17 protein-coding genes and 1 pseudogene are annotated in these 14,573 nt (G+C 66.8%); 15 read left to right on the top strand and 3 right to left on the bottom strand.

What is annotated here, in order from left to right; genetic code table 11:
• Nucleotides 1-12 precede the first annotated feature (12 nt).
• Nucleotides 13-444 (bottom strand): group 1 truncated hemoglobin, encoded by a 432-nt coding sequence (locus NMQ16_RS08610; RefSeq protein ID WP_257080160.1) that lies wholly within the window; start codon nucleotides 442-444, stop codon nucleotides 13-15.
• A gap of 99 nt (nucleotides 445-543) precedes the next feature.
• Between NMQ16_RS08610 and NMQ16_RS08615 the strand changes: the two genes are divergently transcribed.
• From NMQ16_RS08615 to NMQ16_RS08680, 14 genes and pseudogenes are all read left to right on the top strand, one after another.
• Nucleotides 544-1,569: a DUF3034 family protein gene (locus NMQ16_RS08615; protein ID WP_257080161.1), complete on the top strand. Its 1,026-nt coding sequence runs from the start codon at nucleotides 544-546 to the stop codon at nucleotides 1,567-1,569.
• A gap of 144 nt (nucleotides 1,570-1,713) precedes the next feature.
• Nucleotides 1,714-2,433 carry a flagellar brake protein gene (locus NMQ16_RS08620; protein WP_257080162.1) on the top strand — a complete coding sequence of 240 codons (720 nt, stop codon included), beginning with the start codon at nucleotides 1,714-1,716 and terminating at the stop codon, nucleotides 2,431-2,433.
• A gap of 112 nt (nucleotides 2,434-2,545) precedes the next feature.
• Nucleotides 2,546-2,905 (top strand): hypothetical protein, encoded by a 360-nt coding sequence (locus tag NMQ16_RS08625; RefSeq protein ID WP_257080163.1) that lies wholly within the window; start codon nucleotides 2,546-2,548, stop codon nucleotides 2,903-2,905.
• Between the two features lie 71 nt (nucleotides 2,906-2,976).
• Nucleotides 2,977-4,077, top strand: a complete 1,101-nt coding sequence (locus NMQ16_RS08630) for a mechanosensitive ion channel family protein (protein WP_257080164.1) — start codon at nucleotides 2,977-2,979, stop codon at nucleotides 4,075-4,077.
• A gap of 93 nt (nucleotides 4,078-4,170) precedes the next feature.
• Entirely contained in the window at nucleotides 4,171-5,418 is a 1,248-nt protein-coding gene (locus NMQ16_RS08635; RefSeq protein ID WP_257080165.1) for an NnrS family protein, read from the top strand.
• A 3-nt stretch (nucleotides 5,419-5,421) separates the two neighbouring features.
• A complete protein-coding gene (locus NMQ16_RS08640; RefSeq protein WP_257080166.1) occupies nucleotides 5,422-5,862 on the top strand; it encodes an Rrf2 family transcriptional regulator in 441 nt (146 codons plus the stop codon).
• Nucleotides 5,862-6,053, top strand: a pseudogene (locus NMQ16_RS19365) (metal-sulfur cluster assembly factor); the annotation flags it as partial. The gene NMQ16_RS08640 and the pseudogene NMQ16_RS19365, both read left to right, overlap by 1 nt.
• A gap of 16 nt (nucleotides 6,054-6,069) precedes the next feature.
• Nucleotides 6,070-6,498: a hypothetical protein gene (locus tag NMQ16_RS19370; RefSeq protein ID WP_257080357.1), complete on the top strand. Its 429-nt coding sequence runs from the start codon at nucleotides 6,070-6,072 to the stop codon at nucleotides 6,496-6,498.
• 70 nt (nucleotides 6,499-6,568) lie between these two features.
• Nucleotides 6,569-6,970, top strand: a complete 402-nt coding sequence (locus NMQ16_RS08655; protein WP_257080167.1) for a ribonucleotide reductase subunit alpha — start codon at nucleotides 6,569-6,571, stop codon at nucleotides 6,968-6,970.
• Between the two features lie 24 nt (nucleotides 6,971-6,994).
• Entirely contained in the window at nucleotides 6,995-7,399 is a 405-nt protein-coding gene (locus NMQ16_RS08660) for a SirB2 family protein (RefSeq protein ID WP_257080168.1), read from the top strand.
• 25 nt (nucleotides 7,400-7,424) lie between these two features.
• On the top strand, nucleotides 7,425-8,084 hold the full coding sequence (locus NMQ16_RS08665) for a 5-formyltetrahydrofolate cyclo-ligase (protein WP_257080169.1): 660 nt from the start codon (nucleotides 7,425-7,427) through the stop codon (nucleotides 8,082-8,084).
• Between the two features lie 12 nt (nucleotides 8,085-8,096).
• Entirely contained in the window at nucleotides 8,097-9,554 is a 1,458-nt protein-coding gene (locus tag NMQ16_RS08670; RefSeq protein ID WP_257080170.1) for an AAA family ATPase, read from the top strand.
• Entirely contained in the window at nucleotides 9,551-11,167 is a 1,617-nt protein-coding gene (locus NMQ16_RS08675; RefSeq protein ID WP_257080171.1) for a VWA domain-containing protein, read from the top strand. Before NMQ16_RS08670 ends, NMQ16_RS08675 begins: the two co-directional genes overlap by 4 nt.
• Nucleotides 11,164-12,039, top strand: coding sequence for a Rossmann-like domain-containing protein (locus NMQ16_RS08680; protein ID WP_257080172.1), 876 nt, complete (start codon nucleotides 11,164-11,166; stop codon nucleotides 12,037-12,039). Before NMQ16_RS08675 ends, NMQ16_RS08680 begins: the two co-directional genes overlap by 4 nt.
• 17 nt (nucleotides 12,040-12,056) lie before the next feature.
• On the opposite strand, the gene NMQ16_RS08685 is transcribed toward NMQ16_RS08680, so the two are convergent.
• Nucleotides 12,057-12,593, bottom strand: a complete 537-nt coding sequence (locus NMQ16_RS08685; RefSeq protein ID WP_257080173.1) for an LEA type 2 family protein — start codon at nucleotides 12,591-12,593, stop codon at nucleotides 12,057-12,059.
• A 164-nt stretch (nucleotides 12,594-12,757) separates the two neighbouring features.
• Nucleotides 12,758-13,408 carry an OmpA family protein gene (locus NMQ16_RS08690; protein WP_257080174.1) on the bottom strand — a complete coding sequence of 217 codons (651 nt, stop codon included), beginning with the start codon at nucleotides 13,406-13,408 and terminating at the stop codon, nucleotides 12,758-12,760.
• Nucleotides 13,409-13,805: 397 nt separating this feature from the next.
• Between NMQ16_RS08690 and NMQ16_RS19375 the strand changes: the two genes are divergently transcribed.
• On the top strand, nucleotides 13,806-14,573 hold a 768-nt coding region (locus tag NMQ16_RS19375), incomplete at its 3' end, for a DnaJ C-terminal domain-containing protein (protein ID WP_257080175.1).

Genomic DNA, 14,573 nt, shown 5'->3' on the forward strand with positions numbered 1-14,573 from the left:
CGACGAAGGCCCCTAGTAGCTTGCGACGATGTCACGCTTCATCGACGCAAGGCGACGCAGCAATTCGTTTTTCTCGGCCGTGGACACATGGTTGTCCAGCGCGCCGCGCATCAACTCCACCACCGAATCGAACTGCGCCTCGGTCACCGGCGCGTCTTCGTGCGTCTTCTTCATGTCGAGGCCTTCGTAGCCATTCGGCCCGTCCGCCACCAGGCAGATGAACTGCGTGATGCTGTGCTTCAGGTGCTTGGTGCTGATGCCATCGAACGCTTCGCGGGTGCGCGGGTCGGTCGTCGCCCTGTCCACAAAATCGCCGACGATGCGCTCGATGCCCGGCTCGCCGCCTAGCCGCTGGTAGAGCGTGAGTTCGGGCCCGGTATGGACGCAGCCGGAAAGCAATAGAGCCAGGCAGAACCCGGTCGGCAGGAGGCGAAGGCTTTTCATGGCGACATCCGTTGTCCAGTCCTGTCCTGTATCGGATTCAAGCTCGCCCAGCTTGAGTCGATATCGATTGCATGCCTTGATGGATGTCGCTGCTTGATCATGACGCTTTCACGTTTTCTGTTGTCCGCGCTGGCGATGCTCCCGCTCCTGTCCGGCGAGTCGCACGCGCTGGCGGCGGATGAGGCCGCGCCGTGGCTCAAGCTGTCGCCGCGCCTTGCCAGCCTCGACCCCCTGCCCGTGTCCGTCGGCATCGATCTTCCGACGACCGCGTCGGGTGAAGCGGCGACCGATGCCCGCGTGAAGCCGACGGCGCCGGGCGGGCTGCGCCTTGGCGACCGCCTGATCGCCACGGGTGGCGTGACGCAGATCGAGGGAGCAGCCGGTGGCGGCCTGAATCCGTGGGCGGTGATCGCCGGCTATGGCACGCGCGAACAGATCGGTGCGACCGCCTTTCGCACTCGTGTGCGCACGCGAGGCGACTTCGAACTCGAATCGACCGGCGTTGCGGTCGGCTTCTACAACCGGGTCGAACTGTCGGCGGCGGCGCAGCGATTCGACCTCTCGGATACCGTACCCGGCGAATCGATCAACGTCGATGTGATCGGTGCCAAGGTGCGCCTGTTCGGTGACGCCGTGTATGACCAGGACCGGTGGTGGCCACAGGTGTCGGTCGGCCTGAGCTGGAAGCACAACAGCGACTTCGGTCTGGTGCCCAGTCTGCTGGGTGCGAAGCGCCGATCGGACATCGAAGGCTATGTGGCCGCAACCAAGGTGTATCTGGGGCTTGCAGCCGGCTTCAACGTACTGACCAACGTCACGCTGCAGGCGACCCGGGCCAACCAGTTCGGCATTCTGGGCTTCGGTGGCGACCGCTCGGATTCCTACAAGCTGATGCCTGGCGCTTCCGTGGCAGTGCTGCTGCGCGACAACCTCGCGCTCGGCGCCGAGTATCGCGACAAGCCGAACAACCTGTCCGCCTTCCGTGAAGATGCTGCGACAGACGTGTTTCTGGCCTGGTTTCCGTTCAAGAGCTTTTCCTTGACCGCGGCACGGGTCGATCTGGGGAACGTTGCAAACAAGCCGAACCAGCGTGGCTGGTATTTTTCGGGTCAGCTTGCATTCTGAGGAGCAGTTCCCAAAGGAATCCACAATCCGGACCGTTATGGATGAAGAATTTGTTGTGCTGACCTGAGCGGGTGCGGTGTGAGCCGCGCTTTGGTTCCGAACCTCCGATGCCGCGCAGCATCGACCACTGATTCCGGCAAAACGATGAACAACAGCGAAGCGGGCATGATCGAGGCGGTGGCGCAGGGCGTCAGTGCGCCCGGTGTCGTCAAGGACGTGCTGTTCAAGGACATCGGTCTCAAGATCGGCGACCGCCTCATTCTTGAACCGCCACCGAAACTCGGCGAACAGCTTGGAATGGTCAAGCTGATCGGTTACGTCAATGACGTGAGTGTGCTGGTCACGATGCCCGACACCCGTGCCTGGGCCGGGCCGCCGATCGAAGGCGACGAGTTTGCGGTACGCGCGTTTTCCGGCCGCCATGCTTATGGTTTTTCGACCACCGTGGGCAAGCGCTCCGTCAACCCTTTTGAATACCTGCACCTGCAGTTTCCGCGCCGCATCACGATGCGCCAGATCCGCAATGCGGAGCGGATTGCCACAACCATCAGCGCGCGTGTTCTGGATGGCGCCGATCCGGTATCGACCACGGTGACCAACCTCAGTGCCACCGGTGCCGAAGTGCGCGCGTGGGAACCACCACGCGCCATCGGGGAAACGATTTCCCTGGAACTGATTCTCGACATCCACAAGGTGCGGACCCGCGTGGTGGTCAATGCGATCATCCGCAATACGCACGACATCGTCGACACCGGCGAGCCGGCGTACGGTGTCGAGTTTTCCGACGTCAATGCGCAAACCAATATCTTCCTGAAGAGCTTCGTCTACCAGAATCTGGTGGAGCAGCCGCACAAGCGCCTGTGACCCGCGTGGCCGGTGCCGGGCGCATGACGGCCGGCGTCAGCGGGCGCCGATAGGCGAGAACCGCGCTTGCGATGTACTGTCCTGTCTGTTGAAGACAACAGGAATCGCAGTCATGGAACGTAACAGGCACAATCCCCGCGCGCATGACGCGTCCGCCGGCATTCAGCAGGCGGGGCCGTTGGGCAAGATATTCGCCGCGCTGATCGGCGCTGCCCTGCTGGTGCTCGGACTGATGTTTTCCGTGGTGATCATTGCCGTCGCGATCGCCTTCGGCCTCGTCATCTGGGGCTGGATGTGGTGGAAGACGCGTGCGCTGCGCCAGCAGATGCGTGAACAGATGGAAGCCCGCATGGCGGCCGGTGAGGGCGCTTCGGCGCAGTATTCCGACAGTGAAGGACCGCAACCCCGCGGACGCGTGATCGAGGGTGAGGTCATCCGCGCTGACGATACCCCACCGCCGCCGGAGCGCTGACTGCACACCCTGCCAACCTGGAGTGCCTGCCCCGGCGCTCTTTTTTCTTAAACGTCCGTCCGGAACAGTTCATGACAGAGTTCGTCCATCGCGTCGGCCTGGGTTTTCTCGCCGAGCCCTGGATCACCCGCATCGTCATCATTCTTGCGGTTACGGCAGTGGCCAATCTGCTGGCCGAATTCCTGCTGCGTCACGTCCGTCGTGTCACGGTACGTACGGTCAACGTCTGGGATGACGCGCTGGTGGGCTGCGCCAGCCGGCCAACGCTGGTCGTGATCTGGCTCATCGGGTTGTCACTGGCCGTTGACATCCTGCGACGCCACGTCGACGAACCCTTTCTCGAATACGTGGTGCCGTTGCGCAACATCGGCATCGTCATCTGCCTTGCCTGGTTCCTGCTGCGCTTCATCGGACGCGTCAGCGAAAACATCGTCGCCGTGCGACTGGTGCGCGGCGACGAGATCGATCGCACCACGGTCGACGCGCTGAGCAAGCTCGGCCGGCTGGTGGTGGTGGTGTCGGCGCTGCTGCTGTGCCTGCAGACGCTCGGGGTGAGTATCGCGGGGGTGCTGACGCTGGGCGGCATCGGCGGCATTGCGGTGGGTTTTGCCGCAAAGGATCTGCTCGCCAATTTCTTCGGCGGGCTCACCATCTATCTCGATCGGCCGTTCAGCGTCGGCGAATGGATACGCTCGCCCGACAAGGCGATCGAAGGCACCGTGGAGTACATCAGCTGGCGCCACACGCGCGTACGCGCCTTCAACAAGAACCCGATCTATGTGCCGAACGCGCTATTTACCACCATCGTGGTGGAAAATCCCTCGCGCATGACCAACCGGCGCATCCGCGAGGTCGTCGGCCTGCGCTACGACGACCTGCCGAAAGTGGCCGCCATCGTGAACGACATCCGGGCCATGCTGCAAGCGCATCCCGACATCGACACCGAGCAGACGCTGATCGTCAATTTCAACTCATTCGCCGCGTCGTCGCTCGACATCCTGATCTACACCTTCACCCGCACCACCGTTTGGGTCGAGTACCACATGGTCAAGCAGGATGTGCTGCTGAAGATTGCCGACATCGTTGCGCGGCACGGCGCGCAGATCGCTTTCCCGACGCAGACGCTGCATGTCGATCTGGAGCCGCCGACGCCGGACGCTGCACGGGCTTGATCCGGATCAAGCGATATTTGAAGACGGGGTTTAAGATACATATAAAATATATGTTCAATCTGGTCTTCAGCATCCAACCTCCGGAGCCCGATCATGGCCACCCTGCTGTCCATACAGGAAGCGGAACCGCCGCTGCCGCATGCGCCTTCGTGGTCCGCCTTTCTTGAACTCGGTTTTCGCCCGGTCTATCTGGCCGGCGCGCTGTGGGCGCTGATCGCGGTCGGGCTGTGGATCTTCGCGCCGCACTGGCTTGACGGCCCGCTCGCCGGCGTGGCCTGGCACGCACATGAAATGCTTTGGGGCTTCGTGGCCACCATCGCGGTCGGCTTCCTGATGACGGCCGGCGCCGCCTGGACCGGCATCAATCCGGTGCAGGGTCGCGCGCTGGCGATCCTGTGCGCACTGTGGCTGGTGGCGCGGCTCGGCTTTCTCGCCGGTGACGGGACACCATTCCTGATCGCCACCCTCGCCGAGCTGCTGTTCTTCGCACTGGCCGCCGCAGCACTGCTGCGCGCCGTCGTCGTGTCGCGCAATGCCCGCAACTATGGCGTCCCGGTGCTGCTGCTGGCACTGGGCGTGTCCGACGCCCTGTTCCTGCTGGCCGCGCATGACGGCGACTACGCACTGCTGATGCGCCAGTTCAACGCCGGTCTGCTCATCATGACGCTGATCGCGCTGCTGGTGGCGCGCCGGGTCATTCCGTTCTTCGCCACGCGTGCCGTGCCGGGCCTGCAGATTCCGATGCAGCTGCGCAGCGGCCACATCCAGCTCGGCGCCAGCGGCATCGCCGTGGTGTGCCTGCTGGCCGATCTGCCGATCGCGCAGGCGCTGGCCCTCGCGGTGGCTGGCGTCCTGTCGCTGCAGCACTGGGTCAGCTGGAAGCCGCAGGCCGTGCTGCGCAAGCCGCTGCTGTGGATCCTGTATCTGGGCTACCTGTCGCTCGGCGTCGGCCTGCTGCTTGCTGCGGCATCCGTTGCAGGCTTCGGTGCGCGCCCGGCGCTGCACATTCACGTGATTGCCATGGGCGGTTTTTCGCTGCTCATCATCGGCATGATCACACGCACCGCACTGGGTCATCTGGGGCGTCCGCTGGACGCCGATCGCAGCATGGTCGCCAGCTACGGGCTGGTGATCGCGGCCACCGTGCTCAGGCTGCTCGCGCTGCAGCCATCCGCCGCCGCCCTCCACCTGCTGCATGTTGCCGCGCTGCTCTGGGTGGCGGCGTTCGCGCTCTATCTGTGGCGCTTCGTGCCGATGATGATCCGGCCGCGTGCAGATCGTCCGGCGCCGGCCGCCGCACCGGTGGCCACGCCTGTGACCATCGTCCGCCCGTGGCACTGAATCATGCGTCTGACGACCATGACCGATTACGCGCTGCGCCTGTTGATGTACGTGGGCCAGCATCCGGACCGCCTGTGCACGATTGCCGAAGTCGCGCACGCGCATCAGGTGTCGGTGGCGCACCTGATGAAGGTGACCCACCAGCTCGGCCTGGCCGGCTGGATCGAAACCGTCCGCGGCAAGGGCGGCGGCATGCGGCTCGCGCACGCGCCGGAAGCGATCGGTCTCGGTGCGGTGGTGCGCAGCGTCGAACCCGATTTCAGACTGGTTGAATGCCTCGATGGGGGTGGTCACTGCCGCCTGCAGGGCGGTTGCCGTCTGGCCGGGATATTCAGTGACGCCCTGCAGGACTTCCTGGCCCGCCTGGACCGCCATACGCTGGCCGACATCCTGCCGTCGGGCGTACCCGGGTTTGCCCTGCCGACCCTGCAGAAGGTGTCGTGATGCCCACCGAAGGCACGCTGCGCGCCGCGCTGCACACGGTGGCAGACCCGGAACTTGTCGAAAGCATCGTCGAACTGGGACTCGTCAAGTCTATTGCCATCGGTGAGGCCCGCGTCGACGTGGTGCTGATTCCAACCAGCGCGACCTGCCCGAAGGCCGAGCTGTTCATCGAAGACGCGACGTCGGCGCTGCGCGCCGTCTGCCCGCGTGCCGTTCGTGCTGGCGGTGGTCATGTTGCTGCTGTCGGTCGTCCTGTCACCGGTGCGGGCGGGCCTCGCATCGCTGCTGCGCTGGGACATGGCGCCGCGCAAGGGGTCGGTGCCCGGCTGGCCCGGCCATGTCGCGCAGTGCCTGACGGTCGGCCGTGTGTGGCTGCGGGTGGGTGCGCTGCTCGGGCTGCACGGCGTGCTGTCGCCGGGCCCGCTGCCATCGGCCGGGTTGCACGCCGTACTGCTCGGCTTCGTGCTCGCAACGGTGTTCGGCCACGCACCCATCATGCTGCCGGCACTGCTGCGCCTCGGCGCCAGCCCGTCCGGCGATCTGTCTGCGCTGGCACTGACCGGCGTCGGACATGCGCTGGCCATCGTACTGTTCGGCGCCGTGATGGTCGCAGCGGTCCGGCGCAAACTGTCATGATGCAGTCCGGGCGTGTCCCCTTCGTTCCTCTTGCTGTTCCCGTGCTCACTCCACCTTGCGGAGACCTCTCTTGACAGCGACTTTCGACGGCCTGATCGCGGCCATGCGCGAAGAATCCGAACCGCAGCGACTGCTGATGGTGTTCACCGTGGCCGAACTGCCCGACGACGCCTCGGCCGAGGAGCGCGCGCGCTTCGAAGCCGGGCAGGGCGGTGCGCTGGTGCCCTATGTCTGTGTGGACAAGACGATCGACGAGTTGCCGAGCTTCGCGGCCCTGCTCGAAGAGACGGCCGCCTTCGATACGCAGTGGGCCATCGTGTTCGTGGCCGCGCTGGCCGGGCGCGACGGCCGGGCGCCCGCCAGTGCGGATGCGGACGCTCCGCTGGAAAGCATGATCACCGCTATCCGTAACGGCCGCCTCGACAAGCTGATCGCCTTCGACCGCACGGGTGAAGCCGTCGATGTCGGCTGAGCGACATGCCGACACGCCGGACGCATGAAGCTGATCGACCTGTATCCGCTGGCGCGACAGGTCCACATCGGACTGGTCATCGCCAGCGGAGCGCTGTTCGCGCTGCGCGGCATCGGCGTGCTGTCGGGCGCGCGCTGGAGCATGCAGCGCAGCGTGCGCATCGCGAGCCAGATCATCGATGCCGGCCTGCTGATCGCCGCGATGTCGCTGCTCGCCCTGCTGCAGCTGAATCCGTTCGCCGTACCCTGGCTGGCGACCAAGCTCGTAATGCTTTTGGTCTATATCATGCTGGGCAGTCTTGCGCTGAAACGCGCGCGCAGCGCGCGGGCGCGCCTCGTGTGCTTCATCGCCGCACTGCTGACCTTCGCCTTCATGCTGGGTGTGGCCCGCGCGCACCATCCGCTTGGGCTGTTGCACGGGCTGGCGTGAGACCGGATCTGCCCGGGCGTTGAACATGGAGGCGCATACCGATCTGCCGGACTGGCGGCGCACCGAACGGCAGCGACTGATCGCCGCGCGCGAGGGCGTGCCGGCCGGGCAGCGTACCGCGCGCAACGGGGTGATCACCGCTTTGCTGGACCAGGGCTTTCCGGCGCTGCGCCGGCTGATCGTCGGTTTCTGCTGGCCCTACCGCGGCGAATTCGATGCGCGCTTCGTGATCCGTACCTTGCGCATCGCTGGCGCACGCGCCGCGCTGCCCGATGTGGCGGCGCGCGCCACGCCGCTGGTGTTCCGCGAGTGGTGGCCCGGCGTGGCCATGACGAAGCGGGTGTTCGACCTTCCGGTGCCGGACGGCACGGCGGTCGTGCAGCCGCAGGCGCTGCTGATTCCGCTGGTCGGGTTCGATGAACGCGGCTTCAGGCTTGGCTATGGCGGCGGCTATTTCGATCGTACGCTGGCGGCGCAGACCGTCCAGCCACTCCGGATCGGCATCGGCTTCGAACTGTCGCGCATACAGACCATCCATCCGCAACCGCACGATGTTGCGATGGATTTCATCGTCACCGAAGCCGGTATCCACAGCGTCGGCACCGGTGGACTCGAACGCATCGATACCGCTGAATGTGCGCACCGTGCGCAGGCCCTCTTCGACGAACGTTTTTCTGCTGAATAGCGATTGGTTGTCATGAACACTATCGAATCTGTGGCGTTGCCCGACCGTCTGCGCGGGCTGGCCGTGCAACTGGAACACGGGCTGGTCGAGCGTCGTGTGGTCGTTCGCCGCTGCCTGCTCACCGCGCTGGCCGGCGAGCACACCTTGCTGATCGGCCCGCCCGGCACGGCCAAGAGCGAACTGGCGCGCCGGCTGCGCGCGGCGTTTCGCGATGCACGCTATTTCGAACGCCTGCTGACCCGCTTCACCGTGCCGGAAGAGCTGTTCGGCCCGCTGTCGATCCGCGCGCTGGAAGAAGACCGCTATGAGCGGCACACCGCGGGCTTCCTGCCCGATGCGTCGATCGCCTTCATCGACGAGGTGTTCAAGGCGAACAGCGCCATCCTGAATGCCTTGCTGACGCTGCTCAACGAACGCGAATTCGACAATGGCGCCGGCCGCCAGCGCTGCCCGCTGGTCAGCGTCATCGGCGCGACCAACGACGTGCCGGAAGACGAGGTGGGCGAAGCCTTCTTCGACCGCTTCCTGACCCGCCTGCCGGTTGCACCGGTCAGTGCCGACGGGTTTGCCGCGCTGCTCGACACCGGTTGCACCGACCCGTGGTCGCTGGCGGATGAAGCGCTGGCGCTGGCCGACGCAGACCTTGCCGCGCTGGCGGCCGCGGCGCGCCAGGTGGTGCTGCCGGCCGGCGTCGTGGCGGTGCTGTCCGCGCTGCGCACGCATCTTGCTGCGGAAGGCGGCTACGTGTCCGACCGGCGCTGGGTGAAAACGCTGTGGTTGCTGCGCGTGGCCGCGGCAAGTGAAGGTCGCAGCGCGCTGCGCGCGTGGGACCTGCTGCTGCTGCCCGCCTGCGTCGCGCCGGACGCGACGCGCCAGGCCGCTGTGGGCGATTGGCTGACCCGGCACCTCGGGGTAGGCGAATCGTGCGCACCGGCGCGCCTCGCGCGCGTGGTGCAGGCGTTCGAAGCACAGCTGGAAGCCGAACGGAAAGCGAACGATCTCGACTACGACGACGCCGGCCGGCTGCGCTTTTCGGCGTCGGACCTGTCGGCCGGCTCGGGCACCGAGCTGGCCATCGACCTCGCGGAGCAGATCGGCGACGCCAAGGGGGGCGCCGGCGCGCTGCGCATGAGTTACAGCCGGCAGCGCCGCTACGGACCGGCCCACATCGGTGCGCGGACAGCGCAGATCGATGACCTGCTCGCGCGCATCGCCGGCTATCGGACAGAGCTGGAGGCGGAACGTGCCAGCCTGGCGGACTGCCGGCGTACCACGCTATGGCTGGACGACGCGGAACTGGCACAGGTCGAGCGCCATCTCGCGGCGACCGCGTCCGCGCTCGCCGATCTCGTCGCCCGCGCCCGCGATGCGCGGCGCGGCTTCGAAAACCTGCCACGCCTGCCGGCCGATGTCGCGACCGCGGTCGGCGATGCGGTACCCGAGCCGGTGCTGCACGAGCCGCTGACATGAATGAACAGCCACAGCGCCTGTTCGCAGCGCGCGAGGCGCGTCTGGCGGCGCTCGACGCGCTGCCGCGCACGCTGTGGCTGTCCGGGCTGACGCATGCGCAGGGCACGCTCGAGCCGCGACTGGCCGCGCTGGTCGCGCTGCGCGACGCACTGTTCGATGGCCGCGTACCGCCGGCCGATGCCTGGGGCTGGCCGTCACCCGACATCGTCGCCGCGCTGTGCGACACGTTCTGCACGCTGGATCTTGCGGCGTATTGCAGCGCGCGCCGGGAGCTCACCGACACCGTCGTGCTGAGCCTGCTGTTCCATCTCGATTTCATCGACGACTATCGCGACCGCGGCGCCACGGCGGCGCGCGCCATCCGGATGGCCGTCGAGGCCTTCGAGTCCGACTGGCAGGACCGGCGCGGCCAGATGGACGAGCTGATCGATGTCTTCGGCAAGTTGCCGGACGACGGCAAGAACGCGCGCTGGGACCTGATTCCTGGTCTGCTGCGCAGCGAGGGCTGGCGCGAGGTGGTGCGCATCCGTCGTCTGCTGCAACGGTTGCCTGAACTGGCGCGTTGCATCCGCCGGCTCGGGCGTGCCCGTCCGGCGGACGAGACCGACGCCGCGCAGCGTGACCCGGTGACGGTGCTCGAGGACGCCGTCGCGCGTCGCACCGAATCACGCAGCGTGCGCGTGCCCGACATGCCGGGCGAAACACGCGGCATTCATCGCGCCGATCGCATCGCCCGCATGCTGCCGGCCGAAGCCGTGCTGCTTGGCCACCCGGTGCTGCGCCTCGTGTGGCACGCGCGTCTCGCCGAGCGCACGCTGCTCTGTTACGAAGACGACGACCGGCTGCACGAGGTGCGCCCGCTCGATGCGCCGGCACTGCAGCCGCGCCCCGACCTGCAATCCGATCGCCGGCTGGAAATGGGCCCGCTGCTGGTGTGCGTCGACACCTCCGGTTCGATGCAGGGCGGCGCCGGTCAGGTCGCCAAGGCGGTGGTGCTCGAAGCCGTGCGCACCGCGCACGATCAGGGTCGCGCCTGCCACGTGTTCGCCTTCGGCGGTCCGGACGAGGTGGTTGAGCTGGACGTCGCCGTCGATGCGTCGGGCATCGAGCGGCTGATCCATTTTCTCGGACAGGGCTTTCGCGGTGGCACCGACATCTGCGGGCCACTTGAGCGCGCCATCGCCCGGCTGGAACAGCAGGCCTGGCAGCGCGCCGACCTGCTGATCGCGTCCGACGGCGAATTCGGCGCCACACCCGGACTGGTCGCCCGGCTCGATGCGATGAAGGCGGCGCTCGGCCTGCGCGCGCAGGGCGTGCTGATCGCCGATCGCGAAACCATCGGCTTTCTCGAAGTGGCCGACGACATCCATCCGGTGCGCGACTGGCGCCGCTATGGCGACGACGCCCACGCCCACGCCCACGGCGGTGGCGGCTCGCCGCTGCACACCCACCGCCTCACCGCACTGTATTTCCCGGGCGCCCTGCGCACGCCGGAAAACCGCGATGCCACGGTCAGCGGCGAAGCGGCATCGTCCGCGGTGCGCGCCGGGCTGCGCCGCGATCAGGTGCAGCCCGGACACTTCCCGAAACCCGACCCGGCCGACACACCATGAGCTTCGCCACCGACTACCTCGCACAGATCGAAACCATCGCCGCACGCATGCGACTGCCGCGCGTGCGCGCGCTGCACCTGCCGCCGGCGCGTGCCGACGAACCGTGCCGCGACGGCGCGAGCGGCCACGCCCGCGGCGAGTTCTGCGCGCTCGAACTGGACGACGGCAGCATCGGCCTGTCGTATGTGCTGCTCGACGATACGCTGGAGCGCCTGCGCAACGGCCCCGGCCTCACCGACCTGAAAGGCGCCGACGCACTCGCGCTGGCGCGTCGCTACGTGAGCGGGCAGGGCGTGGACCGCACCCTGGGTTTCGTCTGCGCCAACGCCATCACGCGCTGCCTGTACGACCGTGCCGGCTACCGGCCCGACGGCAGCAGCGATTCCATCGGCCGGATGGATCCGCAGCCGGAAGAAGCCATCGGCATGATCGGCCTGTTCGGTCCGCTGGTGGAGCGCATCGTCGCCGCCGGCGCCCGGCTCACCGTGATCGAACTGGACGAGAGCGCCGTCGGCGATCGCGAAGGCTGGCGGGTCACCACCGACGCCACAGCACTGGAGTCCTGCGGCAAGGTGCTGTCCACCAGCACGCTGCTGCTCAACGACACGTTCGACCGCATGCTCGCCCACTGCCGCGCCGCCCGCTGGTTCGCCATGGTCGGCCCCAGCGCCGGCTGCCTGCCCGACGCCCTGTTCGCGCGCGGCGTCACCCTGCTCGGCGGCAGCTGGGTCGAGGATAGTGCGGCCTTCATCGAAGGGCTCACGTCGGGTGAAAAGGACAACCGGAAGGGGCGCAGGGCGACAAGCAAGTTTGCGCTCACGGCAGAGGGATATCCCGGCTTCGACATGCTGCTGGACCGCGCAGTCGGCTGAATGATCAGCCGTCGGTTTCAGCGCGCGCTGCCGTTACCCTGAGTCATCCCCGGCAGACTGAGCCGGCCTTCCTCGCTGAAACGCACGGTGCCGAAGGCGCCGCCGGCGAGTTTGCCGCGCAGCGCGAAGGGCAGGTTTTCAAGTGTGCTGCCCTCGGTCATGCCGAGTGCCTGGCGCAGGGCCGACAGGGCCGATACCGTGACCGGCACGCTGATGACCGTTTCACCGAAGCGCGGCACGCTGCCCTTGGCGTCGCTGACGCCAGTTGCGAATGAGCGGTTGTTTACGTCGAGTTCGAGTGCGAGGCCGTCGTAGTCGATCACGCTGTCGTTCGGGTTCTGCACCCGCAGCTTGACGGCAAAGCGCAATTCGAAGCCTTCGCCCTGCAGCGGCTCGACGCCGACCAGATTGACCCGGACCGGATCGCGCGCGGCCAGACCGGCGCAGCCGGTCAGCGCGCACAGCAGCGCGACGCCGAACATGACGATGATCAGGTGCGGCGCAAGGCCGGGAGCAAGGCGGGGCAGCATGAACGGGGAAAGGAAGGCGGGCACGCGGGTCACCTCTGCGTTGGTCGATGGGCGCGGGGCGGGAACGGATAGGGCCTGTCGAAATTCAATCAGGTCCGCACGATTGAGCATCAACAGGCCCTGGGCGACGATGCGGTCGCTCCGTTCAAGCCACCGTTGCAAGCGGGTAGGCAACCCGCCTGCGACGTTCAGGTGCGCGGTTCGGCGACAAAGATTTCGACCCGACGGTTCTGCGCGCGGCCCTGTTCGCTGCCGTTGTCGGCTACCGGTTCGTGCGAGCCGCGACCATCGATGACGATGCGGTTCGGCGCGACACCGCGGTCGGTCAGGTACTGGCGGGTGCTGGCCGCGCGGTTCACCGACAGCGGATTGTTCACCGCGTCGCTGCCGGTGCTGTCGGTGTGGCCGATGATGCGGATTTCGGTATTCGGATTGGCGTTCAGCGTCTGCGCGAATCGTTCGAGCACCGGGCGGAAGTTCGGCTTGATGTCGGCACGGCCGACGTCGAACGAGATGTCGCTCGGGATTTCCAGCTTCAGCTGGTTGTCGGCGGTTTGCACGACGGCGACGCCGGTGCCGGCCGTAGCCTGCTCCATTGTCCGCTTCTGTTCTTCCATCCGGTTCGACCAGATGTAGGTGCCGATGCCGCCGACCGCGGCGCCGAGCAAGGCGCCGGTGCGTGTTGCACCACCGCTTCCGCCGACCGAGCTGCCGAGCGCGGCGCCCGCGGCGGCGCCGACACCGGTGCCGATGGCCGTGCGCTGCTGAGTTTCCGACAGGTTGGCGCAACCGGTGGCCACGAGGGCACCGATCGAAATGAGTGCGAGGGTTTTCTTCATGATGTTGTTTCCGGGTGAATCGCCGTGTTCTCGAGATCGTCGGGGTGACGACCATTCAGACACCTGCCTGATGCGTTCAGGACCGGCCGCGGCTGCATGTCTCAAGCCGCGTGCGACAAGCCAGTCTGGCAGACGCGACGCCCGGCGACGGTGCGCCAGCACACGCAGTAACAAATGAGACACCGTGCCTGTTCGCGGGCGCACGGCTCACCGGCGCGGCCGATGCCGCTCCGGGCGCTGGCTCCGCAGCCAGGCTGTTTCTTCCTTGTCACCGGGCTGCCTGTGATTCGCCTGCGGCCATCGGGCAGTGCATCGCCTCATTGATCCGCGTCATGTATCCGGGCGTACCGACGGACCATCATTGGTCTGCGACCCTCTGTCGCAACGTACTTGAATCGTGGGCCGGCGCAGTCGTCAAAAGGGGAGCGCGTACGTGGACTTCAAGGACTACTACCAGACACTGGGCGTCGCGCGTGACGCCAGCGCGGATGACATCAAGAAGGCCTTCCGCAAGCTGGCGCGCAAGTACCACCCAGATGTCAGCAAGGAACCCGGTGCGGAAGCGCGCATGAAGGAGATCAACGAGGCCAACGCGGTGCTGTCGGACCCGGAAAAGCGAGCGCTCTACGACCAGATGGGCAGCGGGCATCAACCGGGACAGCCGTTCCAGCCGCAGCCGGGCTGGGACAGCAATTTCGAGTTCTCCGGTGCCGACGCGGCAGACAGCAGCGATTTCTTCGCCAGCCTGTTCGGGCGCGCCGGGGGGGCTCGCCGTTCCGGCGCGTACCGGATGCGCGGCGAGGATCACCACGCGAAGGTCGACATCGACTTGCAGGACGCCTATCGGGGTGCTATCAGAACCATAAGCCTTCGCCGCCCGCGTGTGAACGAACACGGTCAGGTCGTGCTCGATGACCACACGCTTGAAGTGCGCATCCCGAAGGGCGTGAAGCAAGGCCAGCACATCCGCCTGAGCGGGCAGGGAGCGCCCGGCGAAGGCGGCGAACCGGCGGGCGATCTTTACCTCGAAATACACTTCACACCGGACGCCCGCTATCGCATCGATGGCCGGGACGTGCATGAAACCGTACCTGTCACGCCGTGGGAAGCAGCGCTGGGCGGCCCGATCGACGTGGCGCCCCCCGACGGGCCGGGGGACCACGAG

Source organism: Methyloversatilis sp. XJ19-49 (genome assembly GCF_024580145.1).
GTDB lineage: Bacteria > Pseudomonadota > Gammaproteobacteria > Burkholderiales > Rhodocyclaceae > Methyloversatilis.